19 protein-coding genes are annotated in these 18,650 nt (G+C 62.5%); 15 read left to right on the top strand and 4 right to left on the bottom strand.

Features of this window, described 5'->3' with window-relative positions; all coding sequences use genetic code 11:
* Positions 1-115: 115 nt before the first annotated feature.
* The 3 genes from F812_RS26485 (at position 116) to F812_RS0109115 (ending at position 1,772) form a co-directional block, all read left to right on the top strand.
* On the top strand, positions 116-424 hold the full coding sequence (locus F812_RS26485; RefSeq protein WP_156827338.1) for a hypothetical protein: 309 nt from the start codon (positions 116-118) through the stop codon (positions 422-424).
* 194 nt (positions 425-618) lie between these two features.
* The gene (locus tag F812_RS0109120; protein ID WP_020085665.1) at positions 619-1,170 is read left to right on the top strand and encodes a cytochrome b; all 552 of its coding nucleotides are present in this window, start codon (positions 619-621) and stop codon (positions 1,168-1,170) included.
* 26 nt (positions 1,171-1,196) lie between these two features.
* Positions 1,197-1,772: a YceI family protein gene (locus F812_RS0109115; RefSeq protein WP_020085664.1), complete on the top strand. Its 576-nt coding sequence runs from the start codon at positions 1,197-1,199 to the stop codon at positions 1,770-1,772.
* Positions 1,773-1,849: 77 nt separating this feature from the next.
* Here F812_RS0109115 and F812_RS0109110 read toward each other — a convergent pair whose 3' ends face one another.
* The 4 genes from F812_RS0109110 to F812_RS0109090 form a co-directional block, all read right to left on the bottom strand.
* Positions 1,850-3,586 (bottom strand): ABC transporter permease, encoded by a 1,737-nt coding sequence (locus F812_RS0109110; protein WP_083929137.1) that lies wholly within the window; start codon positions 3,584-3,586, stop codon positions 1,850-1,852.
* 91 nt (positions 3,587-3,677) lie between these two features.
* Positions 3,678-4,736, bottom strand: coding sequence for a Fe(3+) ABC transporter substrate-binding protein (locus tag F812_RS0109105; protein WP_020085662.1), 1,059 nt, complete (start codon positions 4,734-4,736; stop codon positions 3,678-3,680).
* A gap of 244 nt (positions 4,737-4,980) precedes the next feature.
* Positions 4,981-6,264: a sensor histidine kinase gene (locus F812_RS23290; protein WP_020085661.1), complete on the bottom strand. Its 1,284-nt coding sequence runs from the start codon at positions 6,262-6,264 to the stop codon at positions 4,981-4,983.
* A 182-nt stretch (positions 6,265-6,446) separates the two neighbouring features.
* Positions 6,447-7,469, bottom strand: coding sequence for a SphA family protein (locus F812_RS0109090; protein ID WP_020085660.1), 1,023 nt, complete (start codon positions 7,467-7,469; stop codon positions 6,447-6,449).
* 569 nt (positions 7,470-8,038) lie between these two features.
* On the opposite strand from F812_RS0109090, the gene F812_RS26480 reads away from it, so the two are divergent.
* The 12 genes from F812_RS26480 to F812_RS0109020 all read left to right on the top strand — a co-directional run bounded on the left by F812_RS26480 (position 8,039) and on the right by F812_RS0109020 (position 18,602).
* Positions 8,039-8,191: a hypothetical protein gene (locus F812_RS26480; protein ID WP_020085659.1), complete on the top strand. Its 153-nt coding sequence runs from the start codon at positions 8,039-8,041 to the stop codon at positions 8,189-8,191.
* Positions 8,192-8,377: 186 nt separating this feature from the next.
* A complete protein-coding gene (locus F812_RS0109080; protein ID WP_040498096.1) occupies positions 8,378-9,361 on the top strand; it encodes a formylglycine-generating enzyme family protein in 984 nt (327 codons plus the stop codon).
* Entirely contained in the window at positions 9,358-9,522 is a 165-nt protein-coding gene (locus F812_RS26475) for a hypothetical protein (protein WP_020085657.1), read from the top strand. Before F812_RS0109080 ends, F812_RS26475 begins: the two co-directional genes overlap by 4 nt.
* 72 nt (positions 9,523-9,594) lie before the next feature.
* The gene (locus F812_RS0109070; protein WP_020085656.1) at positions 9,595-11,166 is read left to right on the top strand and encodes an arylsulfatase; all 1,572 of its coding nucleotides are present in this window, start codon (positions 9,595-9,597) and stop codon (positions 11,164-11,166) included.
* A gap of 224 nt (positions 11,167-11,390) precedes the next feature.
* Entirely contained in the window at positions 11,391-12,332 is a 942-nt protein-coding gene (locus tag F812_RS0109060) for an HAD family hydrolase (RefSeq protein ID WP_020085654.1), read from the top strand.
* 10 nt (positions 12,333-12,342) lie between these two features.
* Positions 12,343-12,744: a DUF1622 domain-containing protein gene (locus F812_RS23285; RefSeq protein WP_020085653.1), complete on the top strand. Its 402-nt coding sequence runs from the start codon at positions 12,343-12,345 to the stop codon at positions 12,742-12,744.
* 2 nt (positions 12,745-12,746) lie between these two features.
* The gene (locus tag F812_RS0109050) at positions 12,747-13,340 is read left to right on the top strand and encodes an HdeD family acid-resistance protein (protein WP_020085652.1); all 594 of its coding nucleotides are present in this window, start codon (positions 12,747-12,749) and stop codon (positions 13,338-13,340) included.
* 293 nt (positions 13,341-13,633) lie between these two features.
* Positions 13,634-15,145, top strand: a complete 1,512-nt coding sequence (locus F812_RS0109040) for a DUF1254 domain-containing protein (protein ID WP_020085650.1) — start codon at positions 13,634-13,636, stop codon at positions 15,143-15,145.
* 3 nt (positions 15,146-15,148) lie between these two features.
* A complete protein-coding gene (locus F812_RS0109035) occupies positions 15,149-15,385 on the top strand; it encodes a DUF3302 domain-containing protein (RefSeq protein ID WP_020085649.1) in 237 nt (78 codons plus the stop codon).
* The gene (locus F812_RS0109030) at positions 15,382-16,323 is read left to right on the top strand and encodes an HlyD family secretion protein (RefSeq protein ID WP_020085648.1); all 942 of its coding nucleotides are present in this window, start codon (positions 15,382-15,384) and stop codon (positions 16,321-16,323) included. Before F812_RS0109035 ends, F812_RS0109030 begins: the two co-directional genes overlap by 4 nt.
* Positions 16,324-16,340: 17 nt before the next feature.
* The gene (locus tag F812_RS0109025) at positions 16,341-17,618 is read left to right on the top strand and encodes a DUF3300 domain-containing protein (RefSeq protein ID WP_020085647.1); all 1,278 of its coding nucleotides are present in this window, start codon (positions 16,341-16,343) and stop codon (positions 17,616-17,618) included.
* 36 nt (positions 17,619-17,654) lie between these two features.
* Positions 17,655-18,602: a DUF2950 domain-containing protein gene (locus F812_RS0109020; protein WP_020085646.1), complete on the top strand. Its 948-nt coding sequence runs from the start codon at positions 17,655-17,657 to the stop codon at positions 18,600-18,602.
* The last annotated feature ends 48 nt before the right edge of the window (positions 18,603-18,650 follow it).

Genomic DNA, 18,650 nt, shown 5'->3' with positions numbered 1-18,650 from the left:
CTGAGCCGGCCTCGGGTTGTTCCGTGGTCGTCAAATTACGAGCGCATGTGTTGGGCTCGTAGGTGCGTAAGATCCGCGAAGTACGCTGGGGATCAACTGCAGAAAGGAAACAGCCATGCGAAGCCTCATCGCCATGGCCTTGTTGGGAGTCGGAGCGGTGCTCTTTTCCGCGACTGCCCCTGCCCAGGCCATGACTGCCGGCACCGCTGCTGGAGTGGCCAAAATAGCGGCTACTGCAGACAGCTCCGTTGAGCAGGTCCATCGTCGCTGGAAGCACCGGCATTACCGCAGATGGCACCATCGCCATTATTACGGCCCGCGCTTCTATAGGCCCTACCGGCCCTATTACTACGGCGGCTATTCCCCCTACTATTATCCGCGATACTATCGCCGCCCCGGCATCCGTCTCTATTTCGGATTCTGAGGACCGTTATCGGCGGGCATCATGATCAGCGGCCGCGAGCAGCCTGCTCGCGGCCGTTTTCCTTTTGAGGCGCTCTGTCGCCGCCGTCGCACCGGATTGTTTCCCTGCTCGCACCTATCCGGGTTTGTCCCATCATTGAAATGGCGTTTGCGCGCTTTATCTAACGCAGGCGTTGGGAGATCGAGGGGACTGACATGTTCATCCGTGACACGCTGGCCGGATACGGCCTCGTGAGCCGTCTAATTCATTGGCTCATGGCGATCGCTATCTTCGCCATGTTCGGCCTCGGTCTCTGGATGGTCGATCTCGACTACTACAGCCCCTACTACCACACGGCTCCCAGCATTCACAAAGGCGTCGGCATTCTGCTGCTCATCGCGCTCGCGGTGCGGTTCGGCTGGCGCCTCGCGAACGTGAAGCCGTCGGACGAGGGCTTCACCGACTTCGAGAAGACGGCATCCCGCATCGTGCATCGAGGGTTCTATCCGCTCCTGCTCGCCCTGATGGTGAGCGGGTATCTGATCTCGACCGCCGATGGCCGGCCCATCGATGTCTTCGGCCTCTTCAGTGTGCCCTCGCCTGGCGAGAACAAGGGGCTGGAGGATACCGCCGGCGTCGTCCACGCCTATCTCGCCTACTTCACGATCGCGCTTGCAGCCGCTCACGCGGCTGGGGCCTTGAAGCACCATTTTGTCGACCGGGACCGCACGCTTTCGCGCATGTGGTCCGGTCCGCGCAAATCTTAGATCTTCCACCAGAAAGGACAGTTTCAATGATGGTTCGTCTCGCACCGCTGGCAATGATGGCGGCTCTCCTGCTGCCCGGACAGGCTACGGCGGCCGACTACACGATCGACACCAAGAACGCGCACGCCTCGATCAATTTCCGCATCAAGCATCTGGGATTTAGCTGGCTGGTCGGCCGCTTCGATCAGTTCTCGGGAACGTTCTCCTATGACGAGAAGGCGCCGGAAACCTCCAAGGTGAGCGTCGAGATCGATACCGCGAGTGTGAACTCCAATCATGCCGAGCGCGACAAGCATCTGCGCAACGCCGACTTCCTCGACGTCACGAAATTCCCGAAGGCCACCTTCGTCAGCACGTCTGTCGCTCCCGCCGGAGACGGCAAGGCCAAGATCACCGGCGATCTCACGCTGCGCGGCGTGACCAAGCCGGTCACGATCGATGCGGCCTATGTCGGCGGCGGCGCCGACCCGTGGGGCGGCAACCGCGCGGGCTTCACCGGAACCACCAAGCTCACGCTCGCCGACTACGGCATCAACTTCAATCTCGGGCCGGCCTCCAAGGAGGTCGAGCTGACGCTCGAGGTCGAAGGTATCCAGAAGTAGCCGCAGGCTGCCGAGCCTTCCAAAATCCAAGCCCCGGGATCCTCGATCCCGGGGCTTTTTCTGTCGTCACCGCCGCGTCAGGAGCCGCTGCCGCCCGCCCGTCCGCTCGCGATGGCGTGGTGAAGCACGATCAGGGGAACGAGGCCCGTCAGCACGATCGTCAGCGCTCCGAGCGCGCCGCTTTCGATCTGCTCGAGCGCGGCAAAGGCATACACATGCGTGGCCAGCGTTTCGAAGTTGAAAGGACGCAGCAGCAGCGTCGCGGGCAATTCCTTGAGGGCGTCGACGAACACGAGAAGCGCGGCAGCCCCGAGTGCGGGCACCAGTAGCGGAAGATGGATGCGCCACAATGCCGAGCCCGCGCTCTCCCCGAGCGTGCGCGCGGCAGCATCCAGGTTGGGCGAGATGCGCTCGAGCCCCGCTTCGATGCCGCCTACCGCCACCGCCAGAAAACGGATGACATAGGCATAGACGAGCGCCACCACGGACCCCGAGATGATGAGCCCCGTCGAGACGCCGAACAGGCTGCGTGCCAGCGCGTCGATGCTGTTGTCGAGCGCGGCGAGCGGGATCAGCACGCCAATGGCGAGCACGGTTCCCGGGAGGGCGTAGCCGAAGCCCGCGATGCGCGCGCCGAGGCGCGAGATGGTGTTGCGCGCGACGCGCGGCCCGTAACTGATGAGAAGCGCGAGCGTTACCGTTGCGGCTGCGGCCAGGGTGGCGAGGAAGAAGCTGTTCCACGTCGCGCGCAGGTAGCCGCCCTCGATGGCGACGCCGGCATGCCCGAGCGCGAAGCGCAAGAGTAAGGCGAACGGCACGACGAAGCCCGCGATGAACGGCAGCGAGCAGCAGAGCGCTGCCACATAGCCGCGCCACCCGTCGATGTCCTGGAAGGGAATGGCCCGGTAACGTCCGGTCGTATGATGAACCTTGGCGCCCCCGCGGGCGAAGCGCTCGACGGCGAGGAGCACCACGATGAGCCCGAGCATGACGGTGGCGATCTGCGCGGCGCCCCCGAGGTTGGAGCGCTGCAGCCAAGTCGAATAGATGGCCGCCGACAGAGTCTCGATGCCGAGGTGCTGAACCGCGCCGAGATCGCTCAGGCTCTCCATCAGCACCAGCGCCACGCCCGCCACAAGAGCCGGCCGCGAGAGCGGCAGCGCCACCGCGCGGAAAGTTCCCAAGGGTGAGCGTCCGAGCGTGCGGGCAACTTCGAGCGCACACACGGATTGCTGGATGAAGCTCGCGCGGGCGGCGAGATAGACGTAGGGATAAAGCACAGCCGACATCACCAGAATGCCCCCGCCAAGCGAGCGAATGCCGGGAAACCAGTAGTCGCGTGGCGATGTCCATCCGAATGTCGCCCGCAGCGCGGACTGCACGGGGCCGGCGTAGTCGAGAAGCTCTGCGTAGCAGTAGGCGACGATGTAGGTTGGGATCGCGAGCGGGAGCACTAGGAGCCGGTCGAGCAGCGCGCGCCCGGGAAAGCGGTACATGGTGACGAGCCAGGCCGTGCCCGTGCCGATGACCAGCGTGAGCAGGCCGGTGCCTGCGGCCAGCAGAAGGGTCTGCTGAAGGGCGTGCGGCAGCACGGATTGGAGAAGATGTGGCCAGTCGTTACTGGCAGGCGTCGCCGCAATATAGAGGACGGCGGCGATGGGAAGCACGACGATCGCCAGCACCAGGGAGATGGCGAGGCTCCAGCCCGGCGTTGCCGCCAACTGTGTGCCGCGGCGCTCGGCGAAGAAACGCTTGAAGCTGTCGATCACGCCGGGGGACCGAGGGCTCGCGGAGACGGGAGGAGGAGCGCTCATCGGCTAGGAGTCCGATCGTCGTTCAAGGAAGGTGCGAGGGCAGGCAAATAGGGTGCGCGCCCTCGCGTAATGGTGCCAAGGCAGGCGTCGATCAGGAGTTGGGGCCGGCGTCGAAGCGCACCTTGTCGACCAGCTCCGAGGCCTTCTTGCGCAGCTTCGCGAGGTCGGCCGTCGAAAGCTGATCCGCCTTGAGGTCACCCCAGCTCTTGACGAGAGCCGAGGCGCTGGCGCCCGCGATCACCGGATACTCGCCGCTGTTCTCAGCGTAGATCTCCTGGGCCTGCTGCGACAGGAAGAACTCGAACAGCTTGATTGCGTTGTCCTTGTTGGGCGCGTGGGCTGCGAGCGCAGCGCCCGAGACGTTCACGTGCGTTCCACGGTCCGCCGCGTTCGGGAACAGTATCTTGACGGCATCCGCCCATGCCTTCTGCTCGGGGTTCTTCAGCATCGCAGCCATGTAGTAGGTGTTGCCGACTGCGAGATCGCAAAGGCCTGCCTGCACGTCGCGCACGCCTTCGCGATCGCCGCCCGCGGGCTTGCGTGCGAGGTTGTCGCGAAGTCCAGTAAGCCAGGCTTCCGCCTTCTCCTCACCGTCGTGCGCGATGATGGAGGCGATCAGTGCGATGTTGTAGGTGTGCTGGCCCGAGCGGATGCAGATCTTGCCCTTCCACTTCGGGTCCGCGAGCTCCTCGTACGTGATGCTGTCCTGCTTCACGCGGTCCTTGGACGCGTAGACGACGCGCGCGCGTTGCGTGATGGCGAACCAATGATGCTCCGGGTCGCGGAACTTGGGCTCGAGGGCTTCGTCGATCACCTTCGACTGGAACGGCTGCGTGACGCCGGCATCCTTGGCCTTGAACAGCAGGCCGGACTCGTTGACGAGGATGACGTCGGCCGGGCTGTTCTTGCCCTCTGCCGTTACGCGCTCGATGAGACCATCGCGCGAGAAGACGACATTGACTTTGATGCCGGTCTTTTCGGTGAACGCCTTCAGGATCGGATCGATCAGTCCGGGCTCGCGGTAGGAGTAGACGTTCACGACCTCCTCGGCACGGGCGCCGGCGCCGGCCGTGGTGAGCGCTGCAAGCGCGAGGATCGGGAACGAAAGCGCACGGCAAGCCGCGCGAAGACGGGGTCGCAAGAGAAACATCAGTTAACTCTCCAATAATCGGGGTCAAGGTCCCGCTATCGGCTTCCCATCAGGAGGCGATGGCTCGCTTCGCGATGGGCCTCGAAGCCGAGCCGTCCATAGAGCAGTGACCGAGAAGTGCGTCAAGAAAGTCAACAAATGTGCGACGATGGAAACAAGTTAGAACATGTCTAAGGTTGGCGGAGCGCGGCCACCGGCTGCCCGAGGGAGATCAACGCAGGGTCCTCGACGAGCGAGCCCCTGATCAGACCGGTACGATGCGTTCCTTCCGGAAGACGATCGAGGCCGAAGTGCCGCTTCCAGGCGTGCTCTCGATCCGCAACTCCGCCCCATTCGCCTCGGCGAGCGCCTGAACGATCGGAAGGCCGAGCCCCAGCCCCGTCCGCGAGGAAAGGAGGGGAGCCTCGGGCTTCACTGCGGGCCCGCCTGCAGCCGGCCTCAGGACGCGATCGATCTCGGGCCGGCTCATGCCGGGACCGGTGTCCTTAATGACCAGCGTCAGCGGTCCGTCGATGTCGTAGTGCGCGCCAGCCGTGACCCGTCCACCGCGGCCGGTGAACTTGAGGGCGTTGGTCAGCAGGTTGAAGATGATCTGGCGCAGGCTCGTCGCATCGGCGACCACGTGCGGCAGCCGGGGCGCGAGATCGAGCGTCAGCGTGATCTCGGCTTGCGCGGCGAGGGGCGCCATTTGCGACACCGAGGCTTCGAGCAAAGCACCGGCATCGATCTCAGCGAAATCGAGATCCCTTGTCAGCACGAGCGGATCCGCGCCGCGTCCCTCCGCGAGCATCCGTTCGATCACCCCCAGCACGTGCTGCGCGCTGCCGTAGATGTCGCTGGCGTAGCCGACGTAACGATCCGCCCCGAGCGGGCCGAAGCGCTGGTCCTTCATGATCTCTGCTGCGGCAGCAATGGCGCTGAGCGGCGTCTTGAGCTCGTGGGCGAGGTTGGCACGCAGCGTTGGGGCGAGCTCACGCATCTCGGAAGAGGTGGGGCCGTCCGAGGCGGAAGCAGGATCCGGCCGAGGCTTGCGTCTGGCGGGGCCTTGCGCTTGTCCCTCCCGAATGCGCCGCGCGATCTCCTTGAGTTTGGCCGCATCGTCCTCAGCGAAGAGCGAGGGAGGCTCTGCCATGGAGGCGTAAGCGTGCGCGCCGCTGTCCGGCTGCGCGATAAGTGTCGCCAGCGTTTGGCCGCCGCTGTGCGAGATCTCTACGTGGCAAGTCACGCTGACCGTGCCCCGTGAGGTCCAGAAAGAAAGGACTTCGGCGATGGCCGCCGTGCGTGTCGATGCGGATCTCGCGGCGAGACGGCGCAGCCGGATGAGCGCGGGCATCGACGCATCGAGCCACGACGCGGACGCGGCGCCTTCTGCCAGCCCGAGCATTGCCGCGCCCTTTGTGTTGGACGCCACGATGCGCCCCGCCCCGACATCGACCAGCAACGCGGCCGCGGCGCCGCTCGCTTCCAGTCGAGCGAGTGGGAGGGCGGGCAAATCCTCGCCGAACAGCACCAGCGAATGGCGGCTCATGGGCTGCAACACGGGTATACCGGTGCCTCTGGATCCTGTCGTTCCGTTACAGGAAAGATGACCTAAGGCAATGGCAGAATGCAAGGAAGCTTGTTCGCGGCTTTCGGACTAGCGTCGCCTGGAAAACTCCCGCCCGCCCGCGATGGGCCGGCTCTGATCGCGGCGCAAGGCAGATGCGCTCGTCATGGTCCCGCAACTGAAAGCGGTATTGTGACGTTGAGGAACGCGCTGTCCCCTTCAGCCCGGTTCTCGGCATCGAACTCGTGCATCCATTCGAGCTGGGTTGAAATGGGGATCTTCCCGCACGTGAAGGTGTGGTTGAGAACGGGACCAATCGCTGTCACGCGCCCTTCGAAATCGCCGAGCCGCGCGCCCGAGCCGCTGTCTCCCGTCACCTGCTGATAGTGATAGCCGCCGATGCCGATCGAGGATGTTTTCGAAAGGTGCTGCATCAGCGCCCATTCGACGTGGAATTCCGTGCCGGTCTTGTAGTCGGTGTCGGGGTTTTCGCCGTTGAACGTGAAACCGGCTGCGACGGAGATTTCGGTTCCCTTTCCCGGATCGAGCCAAGTGATCGCCGCCGTCGTATCGAGCGCCCAGCGATTGAAGGACAGATTGCTGATGCTGTCGGATTCCCACGGTCCGATCGGCACGTTGAGCAAGGCGCCGACTGTCCAATGCCAGTTGCCCTGATGCCAGCCGATCAGCGCATTGAGGACAGGGTCGCCGAATTTCGTCGAAGCGTCGTCGAGATCGAAGTGGCGGTCCGCATCCAGCACGCGCCCGCTGGGAAGCGTGACCTGCAACAGGGTGTCGATGCCGACATCCACCGCCTTCCGCCCCACCGGGACCATGACGCCGAAGCCGACGTTTCCTCCGGCAACTTTCTCGGGCGCGATCCAAAGCGCGAAAGGCGCGTTGATATAGGCGTCGGCGTCGATGTGCACGTTGGCTTCAATATTGAGAAGCGCACCGGTCTGCCGTAACGCGATGCCGACTGCGGCCGCACCGCCCGCTTCGCCGGAATAGTAGTAGTTGATGTCCGTAAGGTAGGTGCCAGGTGGCGGCACATAGCCCCCCATCGCCGTTTTGCTGCCGAGGAGATAGAAGCCAGTGGCATTTTCAGCCGAGCGCGCTTCCCCGCCGGTCTGCATGGCGGCGGCCGCAATAGCCGTGAGCGCGAGGAGCTTCGTTCGAAGGGTCATTGGCGTGCTCCAGAATGCCGGCTTGTTAGACACCGTAAGACGGTGCCGTCGCCTCGATGGAAAACGCTGTACAGAGAATTCGCGGTTTCAACTGAAAATCGGATCTGCGTGCTTGAGACGGAAACGCGGTCGGGTTCGAATGAGCCAATGGGGAAACGAATTCAAACAATATCCATATGCGATTTTCGCCGTGTTTCGGTTGCGGGAGGGCAACAAGCCAAACTCAATCCGCCGTCGTTTACTAAATGCGCTTTATTTTGGTGGCAGGCGAATATCGCACTGCAATGAAGAAAAAATGTTGACTCGCTATTGTTTGCGGGCAAACTTTCATACGGTTTGATGGGGTCGCAGCTACATAACCAGCTCGAGGCTGGACATGTGCGCTGTTAATAACTTTTCGAACGGCGTTTGCCCGGGGACCGGTTTAGGTCCGCGTTTTCGCATCTCGCGAACACGGCCGGGTGCGCTTCAACGAGCAATTTCCTTTTATCCGGCCTCTCACCTGTCGGTGTGCCGCATCGCGGAGCTTTTGCCGGCTCCCCCTTAGCGACGGATCGAGCGCGGAAGTCATGAGCCTTCCCAATGTCGCCGCCGCGGAGTTGTCCGCAGTGGAAGCGGAGGTGTGTGTGATGCTGTCTAAGTCGTTTGCCGTTTCATTCGTTTGCGCCCTGGTGTTTTTTGTTGCCGCCGTGGGAGTGAATTTTCTGGTCCGTTTCTCCTGAGGAGATCTCGCTACGTGCGAGGTGAAGAAGCGGAAATGAGCATAAATACTATTTTAATACAGGCATAACGTTCCATTTGGGACGTATACGTTTTGGTGTACTGAGGATCGTCACGATCTGCCATGTCAGTGGCAGCGCTTGAGCGGGGAATTTGCGTTTCGGTGCATTCGACCGGGGTTGATTCCTATGGCCAAGCTACAGCCCATCGAAAGAGTGCGTGCTCCGGAAGCCGATGCGCTGAGCAGCATGGTGCTGATCCCGGGGGGCACCTTCCTGATGGGATCGGACAAGCACTATCCCGAGGAAGCCCCGGTCCATCGCGTGAGCGTCGGCGAGTTCTGGATCGACGCCACTCCGGTCACAAACGCCCAGTTCCGCCGGTTCGTCGAAGAGACGGGCTACATCACGTTCGCCGAGATCGCCCCTAAGGCGGAGGACTATCCTGGCGCACTTCCTCATATGCTCCGAGCTGGCTCTCTCGTCTTCCGGCCACCGCCTGGAGCGGTGGATCTGCGCGAATGGGCCCGGTGGTGGGAGTTCCGCTTCGGGGCGAGCTGGCGCCATCCCCACGGCCGCGGAAGCTGGATCAAGGGGCTCGACGATCATCCGGCGGTGCACATCGCCTACCGGGACGCCGAAGCCTATGCCAGGTGGGCCGGCAAGCAGCTGCCCACCGAGGCGGAATGGGAGTTTGCCGCGCGTGGCGGATTGGAAGGCGCGGAGTTTGCCTGGGGCGATGAGCTCAACCCGGAGGGCCGCCATATGGCGAACACCTGGCAGGGGAGCTTCCCGCAGGAGAACCTGAAGCTCGATGGCTTCGAGCGCACCTCGCCCGTGAAAACCTTTCCGCCGAACGGATACGGCGTTTACGACATGATCGGCAACGTCTGGGAATGGACGACCGATTGGTATGCGCCGAGACACCCGGCCGATGCGCCGAAGGCGTGCTGCATACCCGAGAACCCGCGCGGGCCGCGCGAAGACGCGAGCTACGATCCCTGCCAGCCCGAGATCCGCATCCCCCGGAAGGTCCTCAAAGGAGGATCGCATCTCTGTGCGCCCAACTATTGCCGCCGCTACCGCCCGGCCGCGCGCCACCCTGAGCCGATCGATACCTCCACAAGCCACGTCGGCTTCCGCTGCGTCTTTCGCAAGGAGCCGCATCCATGACGGAAGACCGGCCAACCGATGCGCAACGAACCGTGACATGGCGCGTCATTGTGCTGGCGGTCGGTCTCTTCACGCTTAGCGGCTACTGGTACGGCTGGTCGTCGGAGGCGAGCCAGCGCTTCTGGTCGGATATCCGCGGGCGTGCCGAGCCCATTTCATGAGACGAAAACGGCACGCGTAACGGGGATCGCAATGGAGATGGTGAGAATGCGCACGCCTAAGGAGTAACGCGTATGGCCAAGGCAGCGAAGAACGGTAACGGAAAGAACGGAAAATCCGGGAAGCCCAACATTCTCGTCATTTGGGGCGACGACATCGGGCAGTCCAATCTCAGTTGCTACACGCACGGGCTGATGGGTTATCACACGCCCAACATCGATCGCCTCGCCAAGGAAGGCATGCTCTTCACCGACAGCTACGGCGAGCAGAGTTGCACGGCCGGCCGATCCGCGTTCATAACAGGCCAAAGTGTCTATCGCACCGGCTTGTCGAAAGTCGGCATTCCCGCCGCGCCCATTGGCATGAACGATAAGATCATCACCATTGCGGCCGCGCTCAAGAACCAAGGCTACGCAACCGGCCAATTCGGCAAGAATCATCTCGGCGATCTCAATCACATGCTGCCGACCAATCACGGCTTCGACGAGTTCTACGGCAATCTCTACCATCTCAATGCCGAGGAAGAGCCCGAGATGGACGACTACCCGAAGGATCCGAAATTCCGCGATACCTTCGGGCCTCGCGGTGTCATCCATTCCTTTGCGAGCGACAAGGACGACCCGACGGAAATGCCAAGGTGGGGCAAGGTCGGAAAGCAGAAGATCGAGGATACGGGCCCCCTCAACAAAAAGCGCATGGAAACCTGCGACGATGATTTCGTCGCGCACGCCATCGACTTCATCAAACGCCAGGAAAAGGCGGGCAAGCCCTGGTTCGTGTGGCTCAATACGACCCACATGCATCTCTTCACGCATACGAAAAAGGAAAGCCGCGGTCAGGCAGGGCGCTGGCAGTCACCCTATCATGACACCATGATCGATCACGACAAGAACGTCGGGCAGGTGCTCGATGCGCTCGACGAACTCGGAATCGCCGACAAGACCTTCGTTCAGTATTCGACCGACAACGGTCCACACCGCAACTCTTGGCCGGACGGCGGGATGACGCCGTTCCGGTCCGAGAAGAACACGAACTGGGAAGGCGCGTTCCGCGTTCCGCTTCTGGTTCGCTGGCCTCACAAGATCAAGGCAGGCTCGGTTTGCAACGGCATCGTGCAGCATCACGATTGGTTGCCCACGTTCCTTGCCATGGCCGGAGAGCCGGACATCGTCGAGAAGTGCAAGAAGGGCTACGAGGCGATCGGCCGGACCTATAGGAACCACATCGACGGATTCAATCTGCTGCCCTATCTCACCGGCGAGGTGAAGGAGAGCCCCCGCAACTTCTACTTCTATTTCAGCGACGACGGCGACGTGCTGGCCATGCGCTTCGACAACTGGAAGATCGTGTTCATGGAGCAGCGTGTGCGCGGCACGATGCAGGTCTGGTCGGAACCATTCGTGCGCCTGCGCCTGCCGAAGATCTTTAACCTGCGCACGGACCCCTACGAGTTCGGAGATATCACCTCGAACACGTACTACGACTGGTTCCTTCACAACGCGTATTTCATCTATGTGGCGCAGGCCGCAGCGGCCAAGTTCGCGTCGACTTTTAAGGATTTCCCGGCCATTCAGCCGCCGAACACGTTCACCATCGATGATGCGATGAGGAAGATGAGCGAGGCCGCGAGCGGTGCCCACCACTGACCTGAACGAAGTTTGATGGGGCGGCGGGCTCGTCCGCCGCCAGACTGCTCAAGTTTCGCCGAGCGAAAGGAGCACGCCATGCAGATCCGCTTCGACGAGCGCCACGCGCACATCGGTCCTGTAACCGTTCCTCTCTCGCGTCATGTGATCCTCTCCCTCATTGGCCGCTGCGCGCGATTTGTTTCGGCACTGCGGTCGCATGCGCCAGCAAGGCGGATTCCGTCATGAGGGAGCTTGCGAGCTGGAGCGACGGTGCGGCCAAATCGGCCATTCTCGATTTCGTCGCGCGGGTGACGAAGGAAGGAGGGAGAGACTACGTGCCGCCCTCCGAGCGTATCGCCACGTTCGACAACGATGGAACGCTGTGGTGCGAGTACCCGATGCAGGTGCAGGTCTTCTTTCTGTTCGATCGCATCAAGGAATTGGTCGAGCGTGATCCCACTCTGAGGGATGTCGCCGTGTTCAAGGCGTTCCTGGGGCGCGACATGAAGGCGATCCACGCGCTTGGAAAGAAGGGGATCATGGAGATCTTCTTCGCCACCCACGCAGGCATGAGCGAGGAGGACTTTGAGCGCACCACACGCGCCTGGCTAGCAACCGCGCGCCACCCCAAGTTCGGCCGACTGTTCCCGCACTGCACCTTCCAGCCGCAGGTCGAACTGCTCGAGTTCCTGCGCTCAAACGGGTTCAAGACGTTCATCGTGTCGGGAGGGGGCATCGATCTGATCCGGGCCTTCGCGGAGACCGCCTATGGTATTCCGCCCGAGCAGGTCATCGGATCGAGCGTCAAGACCCGCATGGAGGTCGAGGGCGCGCATGTCGACATCATGAAGCTCGCCGATCTCAACTGCTTCGACGATCGGGAAGCCAAGGTGCAGAACATCGGCCTGCATATCGGCCGCCGCCCCATTCTCGCGTTCGGGAACTCCGATGGAGACTTGGCCATGCTGCGCTATGTCCGATCCGGGACGGGCGCGCGGCTGGCGCTTCTGCTCCATCACGACGACGAGGTGCGCGAGGCGTCTTACGACCGGGATTTCAAGCTGAGCCCGCTCGCGGATGCGCTCGACGGCGCCGAAGCGTACGGTCTCATCCTGGTCAGCGTGAAGAGAGATTGGCGATCGGTCTTCATAGATGCCAATCGTCAAGACCGGGCGAGCGCCTGAGGAGGACGCCATGGAGGAAACGTTTGCCCTCCTGACCCGCAGCGCGATTGTCGCTATCGACGCGATGGCATTCCTGGTCATCGTCTTCGGCAGCGTGGAGGCCTTCGTCGCGGTCCTCAAGACGCTGCTCGTCTCGGTGCCGGACGCAGCCGAACGACGCGACATCTGGCTCCGCTATGGGCGCTGGCTGGTCGCGGGTCTGACGTTTCAGCTCGCCGCCGACATCATCGAGACCGCGATCACCACCGAGTGGGATCAGGTGGCCCGGCTGGCTGCCATCGCTGTCGTGCGCACGTTTCTCAACTATTTCCTGGAGCGTGACATCGCCGACGTGAGGGAGCGCCAACGCGAGGCTGCCAATCGCAACGAAGTTTCAAATGCGGGGCGTCCCGCAACAATGATGGGAGACTAGACATGCAAAGCTCGCCGGCAACCTATCCTCCAGGCACGATTACCATGCGCCCGATGCTGGATGCGCTTGCCAGAAACTGGGGGATCATCCTTCTCAAGGGCATTTTCGCCATCATATTCGGCGTGCTCACCTTCATCTGGCCGGGCGTAACGCTGCTGACATTGGTTCTGATGTACGGCGCGTTCGCATTCGTCGACGGAATTCTTTCGGTCGTGGCCGCTATCCGCGGCGGCGCCCCCGCGCCCAGGTGGTGGCTGGCGCTCGTCGGCATATTCGGCATTGCCGCGGGTGTGCTGACGGTCATGTGGCCGCAGATCACCGCCCTGGTTCTCCTGTTCTTCATCGCGGCCTGGGCCATCGCCACCGGCATCATGGAGATCGTCGGCGCGATCAAGCTCCGCAAGGAGATCGACGACGAATGGCTTCTCATCGCGAGCGGCATTCTCTCCGTGGCGTTCGGATGTCTCCTGGTGCTCTGGCCCGGCGCCGGAGCTTTGGCGCTGATCCTGGTGATCGGCTCCTTCGCCATTGTCTACGGCATCCTTCTCGTCGCGTTCGCCATGCGTCTGCGTCGTCATGCCGAGGTCAAGATCTAGGTTCCAGAGGTCGCCATGCCAACGGGCCACGAGCGGTCGCACTGGACAGCGTCGTTGATCGGCGTGCTCGTGGCATTCGTCTGCGCGGGAATTTGGGGCATGGCGCCCAAAGCCCGCGCAGACGCTTCTCGTGTGACGTCAAAAGGCGGCGCGGATTGCGTGCCGTCGCGAGAGCGCATTGTCCCGCTGCCCGCGACCTGAAGGCGGCGTGGAAGAGATGGTCAGGTTCAAAAGTGAGAACGGAAAGAATTCGGAGAACGAAGGGTCGGAGTGGAGGAGGCGTAGAAATGATAATGCACAAGCACGAAGCAGAGGCAGATCTCGACGGAGACGGCCGCAGCCGCAATAGAGAGCAGCGCACACGCAAATTTCTGACATCGGTGGCGATCGCGATGGCAGCGTTCGGGATCGCTGGCGGCCAGGCGCGTGCCGAGACGATTTCGCCCGCCGAGGCGCGGACCATTGCGGAGGAAGCCTACATCTTCCTCTATCCGCTGGTGACAATGGATATCACCCGGCGCCAGGCAACCAACGTCGAGCCCGGCACGATGGCCGGCTTCGGGCCGCCCAACGCGTTTTGGCACTTCAAAGCGTTTCCGGATGCTAATTTCAAGGCTGTGGTCCGGCCGAATTTCGACACGCTCTATTCGTCGGCATGGCTCGATCTTTCCAATGGCCCGGTCATCGTGTCGGCGCCGAATACGCACGGCCGTTACTACCTGCTGCCCATGATCGACATGTGGACGGACGTGTTCGCCGTTCCCGGAAAGCGCACGAGCGGAACGGAGGCAGCTCACTTCGCGGTGGTGCCGCAAGGCTGGAGCGGAGCCTTGCCGGACGGCGTCGCACGTATCGATGCACCGACTCCGAGCGTTTGGATCATCGGGCGCACCCAGACCAACGGCCCCGCGGACTATGACGCCGTTCACGCCATCCAGGCGGGTTATACGATCACGCCTCTCGAAGATTGGGGGAAGGAGCCGAAAACGCCTGCAGCCGCCGCCCCGGATCCGAGCGTTGACATGAAGACGCCAACGCTGGAGCAGGTCAACAAGATGCCGCCTCTCAAGTTCTTCGCCTTGGGCGCGGAGCTGATGAAGACGCACCCGCCCCACGTAACCGATTGGTCCGTCGTGTCGCGATTGGGCCGCATCGGCATTGTCCCGGGAAAGAGCTTCGATCCGAGCACGCTCGATGAGGAGATACAGGCCGCCCTGAAGAAAGGAGCCGAGGACGGGCTGATCCTCATGCGCGAGAAGGTGCCCACCATAGCGCGCGTGGCGAACGGCTGGCAGATCAACAGCGACACCATGGGGGTCTACGGCAACTACTATCTGAAGCGGGCGATCGTCGCGATGGTGGGCCTCGGTGCTAACCAGCCCGAAGACGCGATCTATCCGCTCGTCGTGGCGGACTCGACCGGCGAAGCGCTGACGGGCGAGCACAAGTACATCATCCACTTCGCGAAGGATGAGCTACCGCCCGTCGACTCGTTCTGGTCGATCACGATGTACGACGCGGACGGATTCCAGGTGTCGAACCCGATCAACCGCTTTGCGATCGGAGATCGTGACGCGCTCAAGTTCAACAACGACGGCTCGCTCGACATCTACATTCAGAACCAGAACCCCGGCCCGGATAAGGAGAGTAACTGGCTGCCGAGCCCCGCGAGCGGCGCGCTTGGCGTGACAATGCGTCTCTATGCACCCCGGCCCGAGGTGGCCACCGGACAATGGGCGCCGCCTCCGGTACGGCGCGCAGTGTCGGCTGCGGAGGGCGTGAGCAGCGGTGAAGGTAAGGAATGAAATATGTCCTTCATCGACTACTTCGCGATCTTTATCCTGATCGTTCTGATTGTCACGGCAGTGGCGGTGTTCGTCGCCATGGGCATGGCACCGGGATATATCGCGAAGCAGCGAAATCATCCCTGGCCTGCCGCCGTTGAGGTGGCAGGCTGGGTGACGTTGATCTGCGGGTTTGTCTTTTGGCCGCTTTCGCTCGTATGGGCCTTCGTCGATGCGCCGAAGAGGGAGAGCGGCAAATGATCGTCTTCCTGTTCAATGTCTATCTGCTGATCCTCTATCTTCTCGTCCGCTTTAAGATCGTCTCGCTCAATCTGTTCTGGAAGCTGTCGCCGATCCTCGTTTTCCTGCTTTTGAACATCGGCCTCTTCATCCCCATGGGGTGGGGCGCGCCGTCTGGGCCGGTCGTCGTCGGCCGTCATTCTGTGCAGATCGTCCCCGATGTGGCCGGCGAGGTGCTCGAGGTTCCGGTCGCCGCTAACACTCCTCTCAAGGCGAACGACGTCCTCTTCCGCATAGACCCGACAACCTATCAGGCTCAGGTGGACGCGCTCGACGCGCAGCTCAAGTTCGCCGAGTTGCGCTACGAGCAGATGGGGCAATTGCAGAGTCGCGACGCTGGCCGCCTGTTCGATGTTCAACAGCGCGAAGCCGAGGTCAAACAGCTCAAGGCGCAGTTGGAGGCGGCGAAATGGAACCTCGACAAGACCGTGGTGCGGGCCCCTGCCGAGGGCTACGTCACTAACCTCGCCTTGCGGAAGGGCGCGCGCGTGGCCTCTCTCCCGCTGGCGCCCGTGATGGCGTTCATAGATACGTCCGAAGTCATTCTTGCCGCCGAGATCGCGCAGATAAACGCGCGCTACATCGAGCCGGGACAGAAGGCGGAGATAACATTCAAGTTCCTGCCCGGACAAATATACAAGGCCCGCGTCGAGAGCATCCTGCAGGCGATTGCCACCGGGCAGATACAGCCGTCGGGCTTCGCCGTCACGCCCAAGGTCGTGCAGTCCGCGCCCTTCGTCGTCCGCATCAAGCTCGATGACGCCGATCTCGAAAAGCGCCTACCCGCCGGAAGCACAGGCCAGGTCGCGATCTTCACCGATCACGTCAAGCCGAGCCACGTCATTCGCCGCGTCATGCTGCGCATGACAGCCATCCTGAACTACGTGAACCCGTTCTGAAAAAAGGGAGGGACGCGATGCTGAAACGAATATCGCTATGGGCCATCGCCATCCTCTTGGCATGGGCCACAGCCGTGAGCGGTGCGCTGGCCGATGACGACAAGCTCAAAAAGGAAGAGCTGGACCAGCTCCTTGCCCCCGTCGCGCTCTACCCCGATGAACTGCTGACGAATGTGCTCATTGCCTCGACCTATCCGCTCGATGTCGTTCAAGCCGCCAGATGGCGGAGCGAGCCAGCCAACGCGAAGCTCAAAGGCGATGCCCTCGTGAAGGCGCTGGAAGCAAAGGAATGGGACCCGAGCATAAAAGCGCTCGTCCAGTTCCCGGACGTGTTGAAGCAGATGAGCGACAAGCTCGAATGGACGCAGAAGCTGGGTGACGCATTCCTCGCCCAACAAAGCGAGGTGATGGACCAGATCCAGTTCCTGCGGTCCAAGGCGGACGAGGCGGGCAATCTCAAGAGCAACAAGCAGCAGAAGGTGGTGAAGGAGAGCGGGTCGGGCGGCGCGCCGGTGTACATCATCGAGCCTGCGACGCCGGAGACCGTGTACGTCCCGGTTTACCAGCCTGAGGTGGTGTATGGCGATTGGTGGTATCCGGATTACCCGCCGTACTACTGGGGATATCCAGGCGCCTCCTTCGTGAATGGAGTCTACTGGGCGGCCGGCATCGCCATCGCGGCCGGGATCTGGGATTGGAACCACTTCGACTGGCGCCGCCACGACATCGATATCGACGTCGACAAGTGGAACAAAATCAACGTCAACAGGGCGCGCATCACGTCGGACAAGTGGGAGCACAGGCCCGATCATCGCGGAGCGGTTCCCTACCGCAACAAGGAGGTGCGTGAAAAGTTCGGAAAGGAAACGCGTGCGCGTGAGGCCAGCAAGGAATTCCGCGGCCGCGACGCAGGTGATCTCGACCGTGCCAAGATCGAGCAGCGTCTCAAGGAGACGGATCACGCGAAGATCAGTGACAAGGCTGGAGAGAAGATCCGCGACAAGGCGGACGGCAAGGCCGGCAGTAAGGCGGGTGACACGGTCAAGGATCGCGCTGGCGATCGCGCCGGAACGCGCGACAAGAAGGTCGGCAAGGCTGGCAGTGGAAACGTGAACCGCGACCTGGACCGGGCGCGGGCGCGCAAACCCCCGCCGGGCGCCTTCGACGTCAAGCGCGGCCAGGATGTGAAACGCTTCGCGGAGCGCGGACATGCCAGCCGTGCGGTTGCTGCCCGTGGCCGCGTCGGCGGTGGAGGCGGCATGCATCGCGGTGGCGGCGGCGGGCGCCGCCGGTAGGTCGATTTCGCTTCAATCGGTCACGAGGAGGTTTCGATGTCTCCGACGGAAAAGACTGGTTCCAAAACCCGGCGATATGCGCTCGCTTCGCTGGTCTCTCTCGGGTTTCTCTCGCTTATGGGGAGTGCGGCCGATGCGAGGCCCGCCACGTATGCCTCCCCGCAAGAGGCCGTGGATGCACTGGTCGCCTCCGTTAAGTCCGGCAATCCCCGAGATATCGTCACGGTGCTCGGCCACGAAGGCCGCAAGCTGGCAAGCTCCGGGGACGAGGTGGCCGACGCGGCGGCGAGAAAGCGTTTCGTGGCAGCTTATGACGAAGCGCACGAGCTGCGTGAGGCGCCCGGCGGCGGACCCTATACCCTGTACCTGGGAAAGGACGACTATCCCTTCCCAATTCCCATTGCACAGTCGGCCGGAAAATGGTGGTTCGACACGGCCGCCGGCGCCGATGAAATCCTCGCGCGCCGCATCGGCGAAAACGAGCTCTCCGCTATAGAGGTGATGCACGCCTATGTCGACGCGCAAAGGGAATATGCGGAGGCCGACCGGGATGGGAAAGGCGTCCAGTACGCTCGCCGCCTGTTGAGCAGCGACGGAAAGATGGACGGCCTCTACTGGCCTACGGAAGAGGGAGAGCCCGAAAGTCCTCTCGGGCCGTTGGTGGCGGACGCCCGTGCGGAAGGGTACTCGGCCCGTAAGGATCGGCCCGCGCCGTATCATGGCTATGTGTTCCACGTGCTCACCGCGCAGGGCAAAGACGCCTCGGGCGGCGCACAGAACTATTTAGTCGGTGGCCGCATGATCGGCGGCTTCGCGCTCGCGGCCATCCCCGCCGTCTACGGGGCGTCCGGTATCATGACGTTCATCGTCAATCAGGATGGCGTCGTCTATCAGCGCGATCTGGGACCCGACACGGCGCGGATCGCCGGTCGCATGCAGACGTTTGATCCCCAAGCGCCCTGGCAGCGTGTGGATCGTGACTAGACCATGATCGCTTCGGACCCCATTGGTCCGAAGCGTGATCCTGGTTCA

The organism is Hyphomicrobium zavarzinii ATCC 27496, from assembly GCF_000383415.1.
In the GTDB taxonomy this organism is placed as follows: domain Bacteria; phylum Pseudomonadota; class Alphaproteobacteria; order Rhizobiales; family Hyphomicrobiaceae; genus Hyphomicrobium_C; species Hyphomicrobium_C zavarzinii.
Note: the sequence above shows the minus strand (reverse complement) of the source record. Positions and strands in the feature narration are given on the sequence as shown.

What these genes read in the sequence shown, in the direction of transcription:
- F812_RS26485 (WP_156827338.1), top strand. Translation starts at nt 116, where the DNA reads ATGCGAAGCCTCATCGCCATGGCCTTGTTGGGAGTCGGAGCGGTGCTC.
- F812_RS0109120 (WP_020085665.1), top strand. Translation starts at nt 619, where the DNA reads ATGTTCATCCGTGACACGCTGGCCGGATACGGCCTCGTGAGCCGTCTA.
- F812_RS0109115 (WP_020085664.1), top strand. Translation starts at nt 1,197, where the DNA reads ATGATGGTTCGTCTCGCACCGCTGGCAATGATGGCGGCTCTCCTGCTG.
- F812_RS0109110 (WP_083929137.1), bottom strand. Translation starts at nt 3,586, where the DNA reads ATGAGCGCTCCTCCTCCCGTCTCCGCGAGCCCTCGGTCCCCCGGCGTG.
- F812_RS0109105 (WP_020085662.1), bottom strand. Translation starts at nt 4,736, where the DNA reads ATGTTTCTCTTGCGACCCCGTCTTCGCGCGGCTTGCCGTGCGCTTTCG.
- F812_RS23290 (WP_020085661.1), bottom strand. Translation starts at nt 6,264, where the DNA reads ATGAGCCGCCATTCGCTGGTGCTGTTCGGCGAGGATTTGCCCGCCCTC.
- F812_RS0109090 (WP_020085660.1), bottom strand. Translation starts at nt 7,469, where the DNA reads ATGACCCTTCGAACGAAGCTCCTCGCGCTCACGGCTATTGCGGCCGCC.
- F812_RS26480 (WP_020085659.1), top strand. Translation starts at nt 8,039, where the DNA reads ATGAGCCTTCCCAATGTCGCCGCCGCGGAGTTGTCCGCAGTGGAAGCG.
- F812_RS0109080 (WP_040498096.1), top strand. Translation starts at nt 8,378, where the DNA reads ATGGCCAAGCTACAGCCCATCGAAAGAGTGCGTGCTCCGGAAGCCGAT.
- F812_RS26475 (WP_020085657.1), top strand. Translation starts at nt 9,358, where the DNA reads ATGACGGAAGACCGGCCAACCGATGCGCAACGAACCGTGACATGGCGC.
- F812_RS0109070 (WP_020085656.1), top strand. Translation starts at nt 9,595, where the DNA reads ATGGCCAAGGCAGCGAAGAACGGTAACGGAAAGAACGGAAAATCCGGG.
- F812_RS0109060 (WP_020085654.1), top strand. Translation starts at nt 11,391, where the DNA reads ATGAGGGAGCTTGCGAGCTGGAGCGACGGTGCGGCCAAATCGGCCATT.
- F812_RS23285 (WP_020085653.1), top strand. Translation starts at nt 12,343, where the DNA reads ATGGAGGAAACGTTTGCCCTCCTGACCCGCAGCGCGATTGTCGCTATC.
- F812_RS0109050 (WP_020085652.1), top strand. Translation starts at nt 12,747, where the DNA reads ATGCAAAGCTCGCCGGCAACCTATCCTCCAGGCACGATTACCATGCGC.
- F812_RS0109040 (WP_020085650.1), top strand. Translation starts at nt 13,634, where the DNA reads ATGCACAAGCACGAAGCAGAGGCAGATCTCGACGGAGACGGCCGCAGC.
- F812_RS0109035 (WP_020085649.1), top strand. Translation starts at nt 15,149, where the DNA reads ATGTCCTTCATCGACTACTTCGCGATCTTTATCCTGATCGTTCTGATT.
- F812_RS0109030 (WP_020085648.1), top strand. Translation starts at nt 15,382, where the DNA reads ATGATCGTCTTCCTGTTCAATGTCTATCTGCTGATCCTCTATCTTCTC.
- F812_RS0109025 (WP_020085647.1), top strand. Translation starts at nt 16,341, where the DNA reads ATGCTGAAACGAATATCGCTATGGGCCATCGCCATCCTCTTGGCATGG.
- F812_RS0109020 (WP_020085646.1), top strand. Translation starts at nt 17,655, where the DNA reads ATGTCTCCGACGGAAAAGACTGGTTCCAAAACCCGGCGATATGCGCTC.